The 17762-nt window shown below is 33.9% G+C and carries 10 protein-coding genes and 1 tRNA gene; 7 read left to right on the top strand and 4 right to left on the bottom strand.

Annotated elements, in window-relative coordinates; all coding sequences use genetic code 11:
• Position 1 precedes the first annotated feature (1 nt).
• Both B0I03_RS10590 and B0I03_RS10585 read left to right on the top strand, forming a co-directional pair.
• On the top strand, positions 2 to 946 hold the full coding sequence (locus tag B0I03_RS10590; RefSeq protein WP_111567411.1) for a DUF3078 domain-containing protein: 945 nt from the start codon (positions 2 to 4) through the stop codon (positions 944 to 946).
• Between the two features lie 64 nt (positions 947 to 1010).
• A tRNA-Leu gene (locus B0I03_RS10585) sits at positions 1011 to 1092 on the top strand.
• A gap of 97 nt (positions 1093 to 1189) precedes the next feature.
• Here the strand turns inward: B0I03_RS10585 and B0I03_RS10580 are convergent.
• Genes B0I03_RS10580 through B0I03_RS10565 form a run of 4 tightly spaced genes read right to left on the bottom strand, consistent with a single transcriptional unit; the run spans position 1190 to position 9854 of the window.
• On the bottom strand, positions 1190 to 4081 hold the full coding sequence (locus tag B0I03_RS10580; protein ID WP_111567410.1) for an alpha-amylase family glycosyl hydrolase: 2892 nt from the start codon (positions 4079 to 4081) through the stop codon (positions 1190 to 1192).
• Positions 4082 to 4131: 50 nt separating this feature from the next.
• The gene (locus tag B0I03_RS10575) at positions 4132 to 5220 is read right to left on the bottom strand and encodes a SusE domain-containing protein (RefSeq protein WP_111567409.1); all 1089 of its coding nucleotides are present in this window, start codon (positions 5218 to 5220) and stop codon (positions 4132 to 4134) included.
• Positions 5221 to 5237: 17 nt separating this feature from the next.
• On the bottom strand, positions 5238 to 6785 hold the full coding sequence (locus B0I03_RS10570; RefSeq protein WP_111567408.1) for a RagB/SusD family nutrient uptake outer membrane protein: 1548 nt from the start codon (positions 6783 to 6785) through the stop codon (positions 5238 to 5240).
• A gap of 9 nt (positions 6786 to 6794) precedes the next feature.
• Positions 6795 to 9854, bottom strand: a complete 3060-nt coding sequence (locus B0I03_RS10565; RefSeq protein WP_111567407.1) for a SusC/RagA family TonB-linked outer membrane protein — start codon at positions 9852 to 9854, stop codon at positions 6795 to 6797.
• Positions 9855 to 10077: 223 nt separating this feature from the next.
• Between B0I03_RS10565 and B0I03_RS10560 the strand changes: the two genes are divergently transcribed.
• From B0I03_RS10560 to B0I03_RS10540, 5 genes are all read left to right on the top strand, one after another.
• Entirely contained in the window at positions 10078 to 11100 is a 1023-nt protein-coding gene (locus tag B0I03_RS10560; RefSeq protein ID WP_111567406.1) for a LacI family DNA-binding transcriptional regulator, read from the top strand.
• 204 nt (positions 11101 to 11304) lie between these two features.
• Positions 11305 to 12651, top strand: coding sequence for an MFS transporter (locus tag B0I03_RS10555; protein WP_111567405.1), 1347 nt, complete (start codon positions 11305 to 11307; stop codon positions 12649 to 12651).
• A 3-nt stretch (positions 12652 to 12654) separates the two neighbouring features.
• Complete coding sequence (pgmB, locus tag B0I03_RS10550; protein ID WP_111567404.1) at positions 12655 to 13305, top strand: beta-phosphoglucomutase; 651 nt, start codon at positions 12655 to 12657, stop codon at positions 13303 to 13305.
• A 45-nt stretch (positions 13306 to 13350) separates the two neighbouring features.
• A complete protein-coding gene (locus B0I03_RS10545) occupies positions 13351 to 15633 on the top strand; it encodes a glycoside hydrolase family 65 protein (protein ID WP_111567403.1) in 2283 nt (760 codons plus the stop codon).
• A 6-nt stretch (positions 15634 to 15639) separates the two neighbouring features.
• Positions 15640 to 17754 (top strand): glycoside hydrolase family 97 protein, encoded by a 2115-nt coding sequence (locus tag B0I03_RS10540; RefSeq protein WP_111567402.1) that lies wholly within the window; start codon positions 15640 to 15642, stop codon positions 17752 to 17754.
• Positions 17755 to 17762: the final 8 nt, after the last annotated feature.

The raw sequence follows: 17762 nt of genomic DNA, 5'->3' as shown, positions 1-17762 counted from the left end.
AATGTTGAAAAAAACCTACTTTTTTGGACTTCTATTTTTTGTTTTTCAAACCAATTACAGTCAAATTATCAGAACAGAATTACCAGACACCATTTCCTATTGGTCAAAAGAAAATAAAGTTGGTTTAGATATTTCTCAGATTTCATTTGTAAATTGGAATGCTGGAGGTAATAACTCCGTTTCTGGACTTTTAAAAGGACAATTTATTCGCACGTATACTAGAAATAATGTTAATTGGAAAAACGAATTAATTGCTCGCTACGGAATTAATAAGCAAGAAAGTCAAGAAGCTAGAAAAACAGATGATCAGGTTGCTTTTAATTCTACTTTTGGATATAAGAGGGATACCATTTCTAATTGGTATTATGCGGGTAAATTTAATTTTAATACGCAATTTGCCAATGGTTATGCTTATCCAAATACTGATTTAGCAATTTCTAAACCATTTGCACCTGCGTATACGTTTTTAGGGGTTGGGGCAGAATATTCAAGGAAAGATTTGAATTTGAATCTTTATATTTCTCCTTTAACACAAAAAACTACAATGGTTTTTGATCAAAGGTTGGCTAATCAGGGAGCTTTTGGAGTGGAAAAGGCTATTTATGATGAATTTGGGGTTTTGGTAAGAGAAGGTAAAAATATTAGAAATGAAACAGGGGTTTTAATTACGAATCAATGGAAAACAGAAGTATATAAAAATATAAATTTTGAGCATAGAATTGCTCTTTATACCGATTATATTAACAATTTTGGTAATATAGATGTAGATTGGCAATTGCAGTTAGATATGACTGTTAATCAATATGTAAAAGCTAATATTGGAACACATGTTGTTTATGATGATGATATTAAATCTAAAGAAGAGGAAAATGGAGTTCAAGTTATTAAAGGTCCAAAGATTCAGTTGAAGCAAATACTAGGTGTAGGAGTGGTTTATCAATTTTAATGAAATTATTTTCTTTTTTGTTTGATTTATATATACGAATATCTATATTTGCACTCCAATTGTCGCGGGTATGGTGAAATTGGTAGACACGCCAGACTTAGGATCTGGTGCCGCAAGGTGTGAAGGTTCGAGTCCTTTTACCCGCACAAAAAGCTCTAACGAAAGTTAGGGCTTTTTTATTTAGTAAAAAGCATAAAAAAAGCCGTTTTAATTTCAAACGGCTTTTTTAAACTAACTGTAAATTTATTCTTTTATCAATTTTTTTGATTGGCTTGTACCATTACGATCTGTTAATTTAATTAGATATATACCTACTTCTAAGTTTGTAATATCTAATTGTTGATTTGAAATTATGTTATTAAAGGATTTTATCAATTGTCCGGTTATGTTGTAAATTTCCACTTTAGCCATATCTGCTGTAAGAGCAAAACTGTTTTTAGTAGGATTTGGATAAAGATTGATATTATTTTGGTTTGCTTCAAAATCATCTGAAGATAAGGTTGAAGGTCTGTTTCCGTATACTCTAAATTGACCTGGTGTTAAAGCAATTGTTGCTGTTGGACTTGTTATGGTTATTGGAGTGTTATCCATTAAATTATACCAAGTCATAGGGTAGGTGTAAACATCTGTTGGGAAACTTGGGTTTATATTTTGATTTCCCACTGAGAAATTTGCAATAACTACTACATTTCGCAACTGAGTTGTTGGGTAAGTATTGTTATATACGTATAATCTTTGGCGAATGTTACTTCCATCTGGGCTAATTGCAAAATCAGAACTAAATACAGGTTCTGAAGTTTTTAGGCTAATTAATTTTGACCAATCGCTTAAAATGGCTGTTCTTCTTGTGTCTGCTAGCCAATTTTGGGTCCATTGCACTTGTTCTTTAGTGTCTAATTTACAGTCACCAGGATAGAATGTACCTTCGTCGTTAACGGTTCCATTTGCACAAGTGTAAATGGATTGATTGTTTCCTAGTTCAGCAAAATGCCAAATCATTTTTGGCCCCGGAACAAGAATACTCATAGCGCCTATGGCGCCCATTCTAGCTAATGCATTGGTTAGATTTCCGTTTACTGGAGCAGTTCCGCCACCATTGCCATAGGTTATTGCTTCATACATTAATCGATCTTTGTCATGACTTTCTGGGTAACCTATCAATCTTTTACCTGTAAATCCGCGGCTTGTGTGTCCCATTCTCGAAATATTTTGAGTAGAAAATCCCATAGCAAGCTCTTTGTATTGTGTGAACATTTCACCCCACATCATAATTCCTTTTCCTTCTCCTAATCTGTAATTTGCCCATTGTTGTTCTTCATTGTCAGTTCCTAAATGTTCAAATATCACATAATGGTCATTGTCTAAACTCCAGGAGTAATCTGCGTATTCTTTTAATACATCCACTCTGTCTTGTTGATATGCATTGGTACAACCATCGTCTCCAGAATTACAATTTTGAGTAAATCCTTTTGTTAAATCCCAACGGAAGCCATCTATTTTGTATTCTGTTATCCAATGTTTGATGGTTTGTTTTACATAGTTTCTAGTTAGAGTAGAAGAGTGATTAAAATCTTCTCCTACACTATAACTATGTTTTGCAGTAGTATTAAAATAAGGATTATCGCTTGCAGGACTTCCCCATCCATCACCATCAGGATCGTTCATCCACATTCTAACCATTGGATTTCTTCCAAATGCATGATTAAATGCAATATCTAATATCACTGCAATTCCATTTTGATGGCAGACATCGACAAGCTCTTTTAATTTTTCTGGAGTTCCATAGTATTTGTCTAATGCCATATGAAAAGACGTATTATAACCCCAACTTTCATTTCCTTCAAACTCCATAACTGGCATTAATTCGATTGCATTGATTCCTAGGTTTTTGAAGTATTGAATTCTGTCGATAATATTTTGAAAGTTTCTATTGGCATCAAAATCGCGAATTAAAACTTCATAAACTACTAATTTATCTTTATCCGGTTTGTTAAAGTTGTTTACTTGCCAATTGTATGGTGTAACCCCTGTTTTAAACCATGTTACTTCACGTTCTTGCCCTGTAGGATAAGTTGGTAAATTTGGGAAAGTACTGTTTGAAATCCATGGGTCATCATATGGAGATAAAACCATTTTTGAACATGGATCTGCTGCTTTTACTAATGAAGGTGAATTTGTAATTGGAGTTTGATCAACTGCCCAATATTGATAAGTATTATCTGCACCTGGTGTAAGTCCAGTTAATTCTAACCAAAATTTCCCTGAAGTAGGGTCTTTCTTCATTGCATAGTTGCTATCTGGAGTATAGTTGTTAAAACTACCAGCTAAATAAACAAAGTCTTTGCCAGGAGCTTCTAATACTAAAGTAGCTTTAGTATTATCTGAAACATTTAAATTAATTCCGTTTTCAAGTCCGTTTGGGATTGCTTGAGACGTACTTCCAGGGTTTACTATAACAGAAAATCTTCTTGTTATGGTTGATGCTCCTAGAGTTACTTCTAAATCATAACTTGTATTGGTTGTTATGTTTGTGTGATTAAACGCATAACTTGATGTAGTATTTGTATTAATACTTACACCATTTGCTTTCAAATTATAACTAGCCACACCTCCAGTATTTGTAGCTGAAATATTTAAATTGCCTCCAGAATTTATAATGGTTGCACTATTATTTGTCGGCGCTGTTAAGTTGACTTGAAAAGTACCTACATTGAAGATAAAATCACCACAAGATGGAGGTAGTTTTAAAGTTTGGCTTCCATTAGCATTTCTAAAAACCATTCCTAATTTTGTAGTATTAGCTTGTTGTGTACCATTTAAACCAAAATATGTGCTAGGAGTTAAAGTTATACTCCATGTGCCATTTCCGTTATTAGTCATTAATCCAACGGTGTCGTCTTGCCCCCAGTTTCCTACCACTGAGAATCCAAAAGCGTTGCTATCGTCTCCAATTCCAGCGTGCATGTAAACTTTAGTTGGAGTTGTTCCCATAAGATTGCATGCTTGAGCTGCAGTTGAAACAGTGATGGTAATTTGATCCGTAACATTAAAACTGCTGGGGGTAATGGTCACTTGTGCATTAGCAAAGAATAAATTGCTTAACGACAGTAATAATGTGAATAATATTTTTTTCATAGCTATAATAGAAAAAAGGGCTGCTTAAAGGCAGCCCTTTATAATTTGAATTAAAGAGCAATTAACTCGTAAGTGTATCTTCTAGGATTAGATAAATCTAAAATAACTTTATAGTTTCCTGCCGCTCCTGAGAATGTTAAATCACCACCGTCAACTAAGAATCCGTCAGCATTAACCGTTCCTAAATCGAAACCATTACTCCAAGCATTGTTTCCTCTAAATTTGAATGCTCCAGGTACTAATGCGATACTAGCAATTTCTAATTTTTTAGTTGTTGGATTGTACGTTAAATCTGTGTCAGAATCCCATCCTGTAGGAGTTGCAGAACCGATGATTCCCCAGCTAACTGCAGTTGTTGAGTAAGTCATTCCATCAGGATTTTGAGTTGTAATAGCACCAGTATTTGCTCTTACTCTGTAATAACCAGCTATAGCAGTACAGTTTGATTCTCCTGTTTCAGCTAAGATTCCTGAGAAATCACCATTATCTCCATAGTCAGGTCCGCCAGCGGGAGGGAAGTTAAATGTTCCGTCAGCACTTTGAGCAACAAATTTAAACTCGCCATCTAACCAAACATATCCTTCAAAGTCAGTTCTTCCAAAATCTGAAGCTGCTATTAGAGGAGCGTTTCCAGCATTCCAACCTTGATGATTACCAGCTACGGCAAGTTTTGGTAGATCTGTAGGATATGGAGTTACAGTAATAGTAACAACATTTGAATAAGCAACAACATCTTCATTAGTTCCTAAAGACGATTTAATTCTTAGGTCTAAATCTCCAGCAATGTAAGGTGTTAGCCCAGCACTAAGAGCAATAGCATTAAGAGATTCGTGTGTAAAAGTTATAAAGCGATTATTTGTTAAACCACCTGAAGTAATTACTGCAAATTCTGTGTCTGCTAAAGAAAATTCAACTTCATAATTAATTTCAGTTTGAACGCCGTAATCAGCGTGATTCCAAACTAAAGTTGTTACTTCAGCTGATGGGGTGCTACGATTTAAAATATATGAACTTCCTGTTAATGGAGTTAATAATTCTGGACCTCCACTAGGGTTAATAATTGTTTGATCATCATTCTCACATGACACATTTGCAATAAATAAAATTGCTAATGCACCTATTTTTAATAAATTTTTCATTTGATATACTTTTTATATTAATAACCAGGGTTTTGTGTTAAATTAGGATTAGCTTGTAAAGCGGTCAAAGGAATAGGGAAAACGTTATATGTACTTGGTATACTAGTGCCTGTTTGAGCGTTTCCTTTCCATGGCCATAGATATGATCCGCCAGTAAATTTTCCAAAACGAATTAAATCACTTCTTCTATGTCCTTCTAAGTTAAGTTCTCTTCCTCTTTCGTCTAAGATGAAATCTAATGTAAGGTCAGATTCAGTAATTGAAGTAGCATTTGAACGATTTCTCACCAAGTTTACATATGTTGCAGCTTGACTTAATGTTCCTCCAGCACCTCTTATTGCACATTCTGCATACATCAAATAAACATCTGATAATCTATAAAGTGGAAAATCTGTGCTTGAAAAAACTGTTGGTGTTCCAGAAGTTGAATGAAAATTAGTATTTCTAAATTTAGTAGAAGGATATCCGTTTGTCCATTCTTTGTAATCGGTCATTTCATAAGTATGTCCAGATGTCCAAAATAAATCAGCTCTATCATCTGTTGAAGAACCTAATGGACCAAATAATCCATACCATGCTTTAGTTGCTCTGTGACCTGCCCATGCATCATTACCGCCAGGGTTACCAAACAGAGTTGTTGTCATTGTAGCACTATTCATACTTCCATTAATGATATAAGTAGTATTTCCAAAACTTTGACTTACAATAGCATCCGCAATTAAAGGGAAAATAATTTCAGAAGACATGTAGTTATCAGCAGAGAAAACTTCAACAAAGTCGTCATCTAATACATAACCACCCTCATTGATGATTTTATTAATATATGTTAGAGCGTCAGTGTATCTTGGAGTGCCTGTATAGACTTCAGCATTCATATATAGTTTTGCTAATAGCATTGAAGCGGCATATTTATTAGCTCTTCCATATGAATTTGTTTGAGGTAAATTTTCAATTGCTTGAACAAGTTCACTTTCAACAAAGTTAAATAGTTCTGTTCTTGTTGATTCAGGTAAAGGAGTTGAAACACCATTTTGTGCCTCTGTTACTAATACGCCTTTTCCAAAACAATCAATCATGTAATAATAAGCTAAAGATCTAAGAAATTTAACTTCAGCTATAACTTGATCTTTGTTTTCAATAGAAACAGAGTTTAATACTACTAATAAATTGTTACATTGTGGTACGGTGTAGTAAACTCTATTATACAAATATCTAAAGAATTTATTATTTTCATCCCAGTTAGAAGCTGTTGTTAATTGATCTAAGCCATCATCTCCCCATCTGTTTTTCATTCCATCGGCAGTAAAATCTTGTAAATTTACAATTCCTCTTAAGAATGGAGATTCTCCTGGGTCATCACTAATATCAGAACTTCCAGGGCCATTAGGTCCTGATAAGGCAAATGAACCATATAGTTTTGACATAATTCCATTTATTGCATTAGGATCTTGCGCCAAAAGTTGTTCTAATGAAAGTTCTACTACAGGCTCTGTATTTAAATCATCAGTACATGAAATTGAAACTGATATTAATGCAATGAAGCTAAATAATTTTATTTTTTTCATAGTGTTTTTTTAGAAATCTAAGCTTAAACCTACTGTATATACTCTTGGTCTTGGATAGAAATTGTTGTCAATTCCTCCAAAGTTTTCAGGGTCTTGACCGCCATATTTTGTTACAAGGAATGCGTTGTTAACTGCTCCGTAAAGTCTTAAAGAAGCATCTTTATAGAATTTGTTAAATCTATATCCTAAAACTATATTTTCACATCTTAAGAATGTTGCATCTTCTACCATGTAGTCAGAGAATTTTTCATTTCCATTAAAATTGATAAATGATGTGCTAGCTTCACCTGCATAAAAATCTAAAACATTTGATAAGCTACTAGAATTTGTTGGTACAGCCGCATCAATCCATCCAGATGTAAGGATTCTAGAATTATAAGTTTGTCCACCAAATTGACCTCTAAAACTTGTTCCAAAATCCCAGTTTTTATAGTTGTAGTTAAATCCAAATCCAAAAGTCCATTTTGGTGTTCTTTCTACATAGTAACGGTCGTCATTAGTAATTTGACCATCTCCATTTCTGTCCACAAATGCACCAGGAATTACATTTCCATCTGTATCATATAATTGTTGGAATAACCAAAAAGCATAAGGCTGAAAACCAACTGCATTTACTTGAGAGTTTACATTAGTTCCAACTGGTAATCCTCCACCAGCGTTTAGTCTTTCAACATCTCCTAAATCTGTTACTTCAACACTGTTATAAGCAATATTTGAATAGAATTCAAGAGTTGAATTGTCGTTAGAAATAGGTTTAATGTTTAAATTAAGTTCAAAACCTTTTCCTTCAGTTTTTCCAACATTAGTTATAAAACTATCACTTAAATATTGTCCAGGAGCTGTAGGAACTCTTGCTAATAAATCAGAAGTTTTGTTATAATAAATATCAAATGCACCACTGATTAAACTGTTTTTAAAGAAGTTAAAATCTAATCCTGCATTTACAGTCGATGTTTTTTCCCAAGTTAAATTTTCATTAAATGGTAATGCTGAATATAAGTTAGAACCTGGTAAGTATTGACTGGTTGTACTACCTATAGAGAATAAAGGAATTGATGGGTAAAACCCTACATTTCCAGTAATGTCTTGTTGCCCTGTTTTACCTGCACTTAAACGTAGTTTTAAATCATTAACAAAAGTTACGTTTTTAAGAAAGTCTTCCTCTTTTAATTTCCAAGCTAATGCTGCTGCTGGAAAGAAGCCCCATCTGTCTTTTTCTCTAAACAAAGATGAACCATCAGCTCTAAACGATAGTGTTAATAAATATTTGTTTGCAAAGTCAAGGTTTGTTCTTCCAAAGAAAGATTGTAAATTCAATTCGTTATAATACCTGTTGTTTGGATTGTTAGGGTTTATTAGAATTTCTCTTATGCCAGTATTAGGGTTGTATTGGTAAATTTCTTTGTTACCATCATTTTTGAAGTTTTGATAAGAATAGCCTCCTTGAATATCAAATTTTTTAAGTAAACCATTCATGTTTTTAGTATAAACTAAATAACTATCAAATGTGGTATTTGTAATAGTTTGATTTTCTTGATAATTTTTTCCAGGATTAAATACAACGTTTGTTCCGTTATATGTTGCAATTGCATTATCGGTAAAAGTTTCTCTAATTTTTGATTCTGAAGCATCTAAACCTAAATTTACCACAGCTCTTAACTCTGGTAAAAAATGCATTTTGTAATCCATTTCAATATTTCCTAAAAAACGGATACTTCTTTCAGGTCTGCTTCTTTGTTCTAAAAGCGCAACTGGATTGTATTGGCCACTCACTATATTTGGGTTGCTTGCAGTCATAGTTTGATAGTAACCTCCAAAAATACTATTTGAATCATAAATTGGTTTTGTAGGGTCCATATTAACTGCACCAGCTAATGCGCTTCCCTCATCTATCGCATTTTTGTCTGTGATAATTCCTTTTGCATTAACGTCTAACTTCAAATGATTGTCAAACATATTAGGATTCATTTTGATAGAATATGAATATCTTTCGTAATCATTTGTTTTTACTATACCTTCATTTCGGGTGTATCCAAGAGACGCTCTAAAGGGTAAATATCCAAATAAATTTGCTCTACCACTAATGTTATGATCTGTAGAAATAGAGTTTCTAAAGATTGCATCTTGCCAGTCTGTATTAGATAATATACGACCTTCAATAACATCTGGAGTGCTTGGATCATCAACTGTTCCTACAGGAGCACTTGGATCAGCTATACCTAAATTATTTACTAAATCTGGATGATATTCTTGAATAAATTTTGAGAATGTTTTACCATCCATTACATTGATTTTTTTAGAAACATTCCCAAAAGAAACACTTGAAGAATAATTAAATTCAGGACTTCCTTTGCTTCCTTTTTTTGTTGTAATTATGATAACTCCGTTTGATGCTCTAGAACCATAAATTGCAGTTGCAGAAGCGTCTTTAAGAATTGTAAAGCTTTCAATATCATTAGGGTTTATTAACGATAATGGATTAGAAACCCCAGCAGGTGTTGTGTTATCTACTGGAACACCATCAATTACCAATAAAGGACTACTATTTGCATTTAATGAAGAACCTCCTCTAATTCTAATATTAGGAGCAGAATCTGGTTGTCCACCATTGTTGGTTATCCTAACTCCTGGTGCTTTGCCTGTAAGTAGTTGATCTGCTGAAACAATGGCTCCTTTATTGAACTCTTTTGATGTTACAGATGTAACAGACCCTGTCGCATCTTTCTTAGTTGTAGTTCCATATCCAATTACTATTACATCTTTTAATTCTTTTTGATCTTCTTGTAAAGTAATTGTTATTGTGTTTTGATTTTCATATGTTATGGTTTCATCTTTAAAGCCTATATATGAGAATACAATTTTATCTCCTTTTTTGATGTTTGTTAAAGTGAAATTTCCATCAAAGTCGGTAGTAGCTCCGTTTGTTGTGCCCGCCACTAATACATTTACTCCTGGTAAGGTTTGTTTTGAAGAGCCGTCTAAAACTACCCCTTTAAGGGTGTTTTGAGCCAATAAGCCTAAGGGTAACATCAGTAGCAAAAGCAATAACTTTTTTTGCAGTGTTTTCATACAAATTGTTTAGGTTAAATTGTTTTTTATTCGCTTGTAAATCCACTTCTAATGTTAAATTTATGTAAAAATTGCAGATAAAAAAACTGAGTTTTGGTAAAAACCTTTCGAAAACGTTTTCGTGTTGAAAACTTTATCAATAAGTGTCAATTTTTAACATAATATTGCAAGACCCAAAAAAATAAGTTACATTTATTAAAAAATTATAACCGCCTAGATTGCTATGAGAAGAAAAGTTACGTTAAAGCAAATTGCAAAAGAATTGGATGTATCTATTTCTACTGTTTCAAAATCATTACGTGATAGCCCTGAAATCAGCGAAGACACTCGTTTGAAAGTTCAAGCTTTTGCCAAGTTATATAATTACAAACCTAATAATATTGCGCTAAGCTTAAAAAACAAGAAAACTAAGACAATTGGTATTATAATTCCTGAAATTGTGCATCACTTTTTTGCTACAGTAATTAGTGGTATAGAGCAAGTGGCAAATGAATGTGGCTATAATGTAATTGTATGTTTGTCAGACGAGTCTTTCGACAAAGAAGTCATCAATATGGAAATGTTGGCCAATGGAAGTACCGATGGTTTTATTATGTCGTTATCAAAAGAAACCCAACAAAAGAAAGACTTTCACCATCTTCAAGAGGTAATTAACCAAGGAATGCCGGTAGTGCTTTTTGATAGAATTTCCAATGATATTCTATGTGATAAAGTAATTATTGATGATCAATTGGCGGCCTACGAAGCTACCAATTTCTTAATTTCTAAAGGATTGAAGAAAATCGCCCTACTAACTACAGTTGATTACGTTAGTGTTGGGAAATTAAGAACAGATGGTTATCTAAATGTTTTACACGATCACGGAATAGAAGTAGATGAAAACTTAATAATCCGAATTGAAGATACCGAACATTGCGATGAGAAAATCAATGAATTATTAGAAAATCAATCTATTGATGCTATTTTGGCGGTTAACGAATTGTTTGCTGTAACTGCACTAAAATTAGCAATGTCTAAAGGAATCAAAATTCCTGAAGATTTATCAGTAGTAGCTTTCACAGATGGAATTATCTCAAAATATTCCACGCCAACCATTACCACCATCAGTCAAAATGGTATTAAAATGGGAAGAAAAGCTGCCGAAATGCTAATTAAAAGATTGGAATTAGAAGATGAAGAAGACGAACATTACAAAACCGAAATCATCGAAACGAATCTAATAATTCGAGAATCTACGAAATCGTGATAGTTGAGTTTAATTTACTGAAAATCAATTAATTAAAATTTTAATTTACATTATTCGAATAAAAAATATTTACTCAAATAAGATTATTTATTAAAATAACCTTTTATATTTGTGATATCAAAGCTTGTAACTTCACTTCTAAAAACATAAGTTTTGATAAGCACATAGAACGCTTATCGATTTATTAATCAATAAATTACGATAATGGAAAAGCGTAAATTAGGTTTCTGGGAAATTTGGAACATGAGTTTCGGTTTTTTGGGAATCCAAATGGGTTTTGCCCTACAAAATGCTAACGCAAGTAGAATTCTTCAGCTTTTTGGTGCCGATGTTCATGAATTATCATGGTTTTGGATAATTGCTCCTTTAATGGGATTAATTGTGCAACCGATAATCGGACACTATAGCGATAACACTTGGTCTAAATTTGGTAGAAGAAAACCATATTTCTTGGCAGGTGCGATCTTAGCATCAGTTGGTTTAATTTTAATGCCGCAAGCCGAAATATTCATTGCTTTTATGCCTGCACTGTGGGTAGGCGCTGGAATGTTAATGATTATGGATGCTTCTTTTAACATTGCCATGGAACCTTTTCGTGCTTTGGTGGGAGATAATTTAAGGGCAGACCAACATACGTTAGGTTTTAGCGTTCAAACCGCATTAATTGGAATTGGAGCCGTGGTAGGATCATGGTTGCCTTATGTTTTAACCAATTGGTTTGGAATCAGTAATCAACCTTCAGAAACTTCTGCTGTTCCATTAAACTTAATTTATTCTTTTATTATTGGAGCTCTAATTTTAGTGGCTTCAATTTTAGTAACCATTTTCACAACTAAAGAATATTCTCCAGAAGAATTAGAACAATTTAGAGACGAGAAAGAACACAAAGAAGCTATTGGTGAAACCAAAGAAGCCAAACTTTCAGATGTTTTTTCAGATTTTGCAAAAATGCCAGAAACGATGCGTCAACTAAGTTGGGTACAATTCTTTTCTTGGTTTGGATTGTTTGGAATGTGGGTTTTTACAACTCCGGCAATTGCCCAACACATTTATGGGTTATCAGTAGGTGATACTAAAAGTCCAGAATTTCAATCTGCTGGAGATTGGGTAGGAATTATTTTCGGAGTTTATAATGCAGTTTCTGCTGTAGTAGCATTTGCGTTGCCTTACATCGCAAAACAAATTGGACGAAGAAAAACACACGCACTTTCTTTAGTTTTAGGAGGAATCGGATTAATCTCGATGTATTTTATGCCTAACAAAGAAGCATTAATCTTCTCAATGGTTTTAGTCGGATTTGCTTGGGCAAGTATTTTGGCTATGCCTTACGCTATTTTGGCGGGCTCCATTCAGCCTAAAAAAATGGGTGTTTACATGGGAATTTTCAACTTTTTTATTGTAATTCCACAAATTATCAATGCCTTAATTGGCGGTCCTTTAGTGAAATACGTTTATAACGATCATGCTATTTATGCTATTGTTATGAGTGGTGTAAGTTTCCTATTAGCTGCCCTTTTGGTATTAAAAGTTAAAGATCAAAAAGATATTTAGACCATGAAAAAAGCATTCATATTCGACCTTGACGGCGTAATTGTTGACACGGCTAAATATCATTTTTTAGCTTGGCAAAAGTTGGCCAACCAATTAGGAATCAAGTTTACGCACGATCATAACGAAGGTTTAAAAGGCGTTAGCCGTGTTCGTTCGTTAGACATTATTTTAGAATTGGGAAACGTACAAGCTTCCCAAGAAGATAAAAACAAATGGTTGGTTCAAAAAAATGAAGAATACCTTTCCTATTTAGTAGACATGGACGAAAGTGAAATTCTTCCAGGTGTACTAAAAGTATTGGAATATCTGAAAAGTAAAAACCAATTCATTGCTTTAGGTTCGGCAAGTAAAAACGCGCGACCTATTTTAGAAAAAACCAATATCATGCACTTTTTTGATGCTATTGTGGATGGAAATGACGTTTCCAACGCAAAACCAGATCCGGAAGTATTTTTAAGAGCAGCACAATTGGTAGGAGTTTCCAATGAAAATGCCATCGTTTTTGAAGATTCGGTAGCTGGAATTCAAGCGGCTAATATTGCCAACATGATAAGTGTAGGAATTGGCGATGCCACCGTTTTACATGAAGCAAATTACAATTTTAAAGATTTCACTTTTATTGATGAAGCCTTTTTATCGCAATTAATTGGTTAAGAAATTGACTAATTGACACATTAACAAAATTGACATATTACAAAAATGAATCAAGATTATATACAACCCGACAATTGGTCGATTATTGAAGAAGAATTTGATGCAGAGCGAGTTAAATCTTCTGAAAGTTTATTTAGTATTGGAAACGGTGCTATGGGGCAACGCGCTAATTTTGAAGAACACTATTCAGGCAAAACGTTTCAAGGAAGTTACATTGCCGGAATTTATTATCCCGATAAAACAAAAGTAGGTTGGTGGAAAAACGGCTATCCAGAATATTTCGCAAAAGTATTAAACGCACCAAATTGGATTGGAATTGACATCGAAATTAATGGCGAAAATTTAGATTTAGCCAAATGTCAGTCGGTTTCTAATTTCCGTCGTGAATTGAACATGAAAGAAGGTATTTATTATCGTTCTTTTATTGCCACTTTAGCAAATGGAACCGAAATCGCTGTAAAAGTGCAACGTTTCTTATCTTTAGATTTGGATGAAGTTGGGGTTATCAACTACGAAATCACCGCTTTGAATTCGGATGCAAAAATTGTTTTCAAGCCTTATGTGGATGCTGGAGTTCATAATGAAGATGCCAATTGGGAAGAAAAATTTTGGGAACCAATAAGCGTAAAGCATTCAGGTAATGAAGCTTTCGTAACGGCTAGAACGTTCAAAACGCATTTCACGGCAACTACTTTCATGCAAAATAGTATTTTGTTAGAAGGTTCAAATTTGAGTGTAGCGCCCGTAAGTGTTGAAGAAACGAAAGAAAAGATTCAGTTTTGCTACCAAGTTGCGGTAACGAAGGGACAAACGACTACGATTCAAAAAATAGGTGGTTATACCATTTCTATGAATCATGAGAACACTATTATAGGTGCAAAAAACAGTATTGCAACTGCCTTGGAAATAGGTGTAAAGCAATTAACTAATAACCAAAAAGAAGCTTGGGCAAAAATTTGGGAAATGAGCGATATTACCATTGATGGCGATGTAAAAGCACAACAAGGAATTCGTTTCAATATTTTCCAATTGAATCAAACCTATTTAGGAAAAGATTCCAGATTAAATATTGGTCCAAAAGGATTTACAGGTGAAAAATACGGTGGTTCTACTTATTGGGATACCGAAGCCTATTGTATTCCTTTTTATATGGCAACCAAAGACCAACAAGTTGCAAGAAATCTATTAGCGTATCGATACAACCAATTGGATAAAGCCATCGAAAATGCTGAAAAATTAGGTTTCAAAAATGGAGCTGCTCTTTATCCAATGGTAACCATGAATGGAGAAGAATGTCACAACGAGTGGGAAATTACTTTCGAGGAAATTCACAGAAATGGGGCCATCGCTTTCGCTATTTATAACTATTACCGATTTACAGGCGATTATTCTTATATTCCAGAAAAAGGCTTAGAAGTTTTAATTGGAATTGCGCGTTTTTGGCATCAAAGAGCTACTTTTTCAACGTACAGAAATCAATATGTAATTCTCGGTGTTACGGGACCAAATGAATACGAAAATAACGTAAACAACAATTGGTACACGAATTACATAGCAAAATGGTGTATTGATTACACTGTTGAGCAAATCAACAAAATTGAAAACGAATATCCATCGGATTTTACTCGAATCATGAATAAAGTGAAATTATCACAAGCCGAAATTTCAGCAATGAAAAAAGTGGCGGATAATATGTATTTCCCTTATTCAGAAGAACACGGCGTATATTTACAACAAGATGGTTTCCTAGATAAAGAATTAATTACAGTAGCGGATTTAGATAAATCGCAACGACCAATTAATCAAAAATGGTCTTGGGATAGAATTTTACGTTCACCTTACATCAAACAAGCCGACACATTACAAGGATTCTATTTCTTCGAAGATCATTTTACCAAAGAACAATTAGAAAAACATTTCGATTTTTACGAACCATTTACGGTTCATGAAAGTTCGCTTTCGCCTTGTGTGCATTCGATTCAAGCCGCTGTTTTGGGTAGAATGGAACAAGCGTATACATTTTATTTAAGAACTTCTCGTTTGGACTTAGACGATTACAACAAAGAAGTAGAAGAAGGTTTACACATTACTTCAATGGCGGGAACTTGGATGAGCATCGTTGAAGGTTTTGGTGGAATGCGTGTTAGAAATAACCAATTGCATTTTGAACCAAAAATTCCAGCACAATGGAAAGGGTATTCTTTCAAAGTAAATTTCAGAAACGCCATTGTAAAAGTTGAAGTAAAACAAGAAGGAACAAATGTTTCCATTGAAGGAAATTCGGATGTGGATGTTTTTGTAAATGGTGAATCGCAATTAATTAAATAGTAAGATATGTATAAATATTTTGTTTCAGTATTCGTGATGGTTTTTTCGATTTTTGGGATGAATGCTCAAGAATTAAAATCGCCAAATGGGAATTTCAAGATGATTTTCGCTTTAGAAAATGATGGTACACCAACGTATCAACTTTTCATGAAAAATAAAGAAATCATCAAAAAAAGTAAGTTAGGTTTAGAACTTCAAAAAGATAAAAAGTCATTATTGAATGATTTTAAATTGGTAAACGAAGTCCGAAATACTTTTGATGAAACTTGGAAAACTGTTTGGGGTGAAGAAACCGAAATTCGCAATCATTACAACGAATTAGCATTAACTCTGAAACAAAACGAAACGGAACGACAAGTAATCATTCGTTTTCGATTATTCAATGATGGTTTAGGTTTTCGTTACGAATTTCCAGAACAAAAAAACCTAACATATTTTGTGCTAAAAGAAGAACGTACCGAGTTCGCTATGACCGGCGATCACACCGCATTTTGGATTCCGGGCGACTACGATACGCAAGAATACGATTTTACAGAAAGTAAGTTAACCGAAATTAGAAAGTTATTCCGTGGTGCTGTTTCTGAAAATGCTTCTCAAAAACAATTTTCAGATACGGGAGTTCAAACGTCCTTAATGTTAAAAACTGCGGACGGAATTTATATCAATATTCATGAAGCGGCTTTGATTAATTATTCTTGCATGCATTTGAATCTTGACGATAAAAATTTAGTTTTTCAATCGCATTTAACTCCAGATGCTAAAGGGAATAAGGGACATTTACAAGCACCATGTGTTTCGCCATGGAGAACCATTATCGCAAGTTCCGATGCTCGTGATATATTAGCATCTCGAATGACATTGAACTTAAATGAACCTTGTAAAATAGAAGATACATCTTGGATTAAACCTGTAAAATACATAGGAGTTTGGTGGGAAATGATTACCGGAAAAAGCTCTTGGGCGTACACCGATGAAATTCCATCCGTACAATTAGGAGTAACGGATTTCATCAAAGCAAAACCAAATGGGAAACACGCTGCCAATACCAAACACGTAAAAGAATATATCGATTTTGCTGCTAAACATGGTTTCGATGCGGTTTTAGTGGAAGGTTGGAACGAAGGTTGGGAAGATTGGTTTGGTCACGAAAAAGATTATGTATTCGATTTCGTTACTCCTTATCCTGATTTTGATGTGAAAGGAATTCACGAATATGCAAAATCTAAAGGTGTAAAAATGATTATGCACCATGAAACTTCTGGTTCAACCCGAAATTATGAGCGTCATTTAGATAAGGCTTTTCAATTTATGAATGAAAATGGTTATGATGCAGCTAAAACGGGTTATGTTGGGAATATTTTACCTTTAGGCGAACATCATTACAGCCAATCGATTTTAAATCATTATCAATATGTGATTGAAAAAGCGGTGGATTATAAAATCATGATTAACGCGCATGAAGCGGTTCGCCCAACAGGAATTTGTAGAACCTATCCTAACATGATTGGAAACGAATCAGCTCGTGGAACAGAATTCCAAGCGTTTGGTGGTTCAAAAGCGAATCACACTACTTTGTTGCCTTTCACACGTTTATTAGGCGGACCAATGGATTACACCCCTGGTATTTTCGAAATGGATATCGCAAAATTAAATCCAAACAACAATTCACATGTCAATACAACATTAGCGAATCAATTAGGATTGTATGTGGTCATGTATTCGCCACTTCAAATGGCTGCCGATTTACCAGAAAACTACAACCGTTTCTTAGATGCGTTCCAATTTATCAAGGATGTTCCTGTAGAATGGTCTAATTCAAAATATGTAGAAGCAGAACCAGGCTATTATATCACAATTGCTCGAAAAGACAAAAATTCTAGCAATTGGTTTGTTGGAAATTCAAACGGATACAATGCTAGAACATCAACTATTACATTAGATTTCTTAGAAAAAGGAAAAAAATACGAAGCCACTATATATGCGGATGCTGCCGATGCGGATTATAAAACTAATCCACAAGCTTACAAAATTTCAAAACAAAAGGTAACCAATAAAACTAAATTGCAATTGAGAACAGCGGCAGGTGGTGGTTACGCTATTAGTATTGTTGAGGTTAAATAATAAAAGCT

The sequence above is a fragment of the Flavobacterium aquaticum genome (assembly GCF_003259835.1).
GTDB lineage: Bacteria > Bacteroidota > Bacteroidia > Flavobacteriales > Flavobacteriaceae > Flavobacterium > Flavobacterium aquaticum.
The sequence above is the reverse complement of the archived record's forward strand: the minus strand, read 5'-3'. Positions and strand labels throughout refer to the sequence as shown.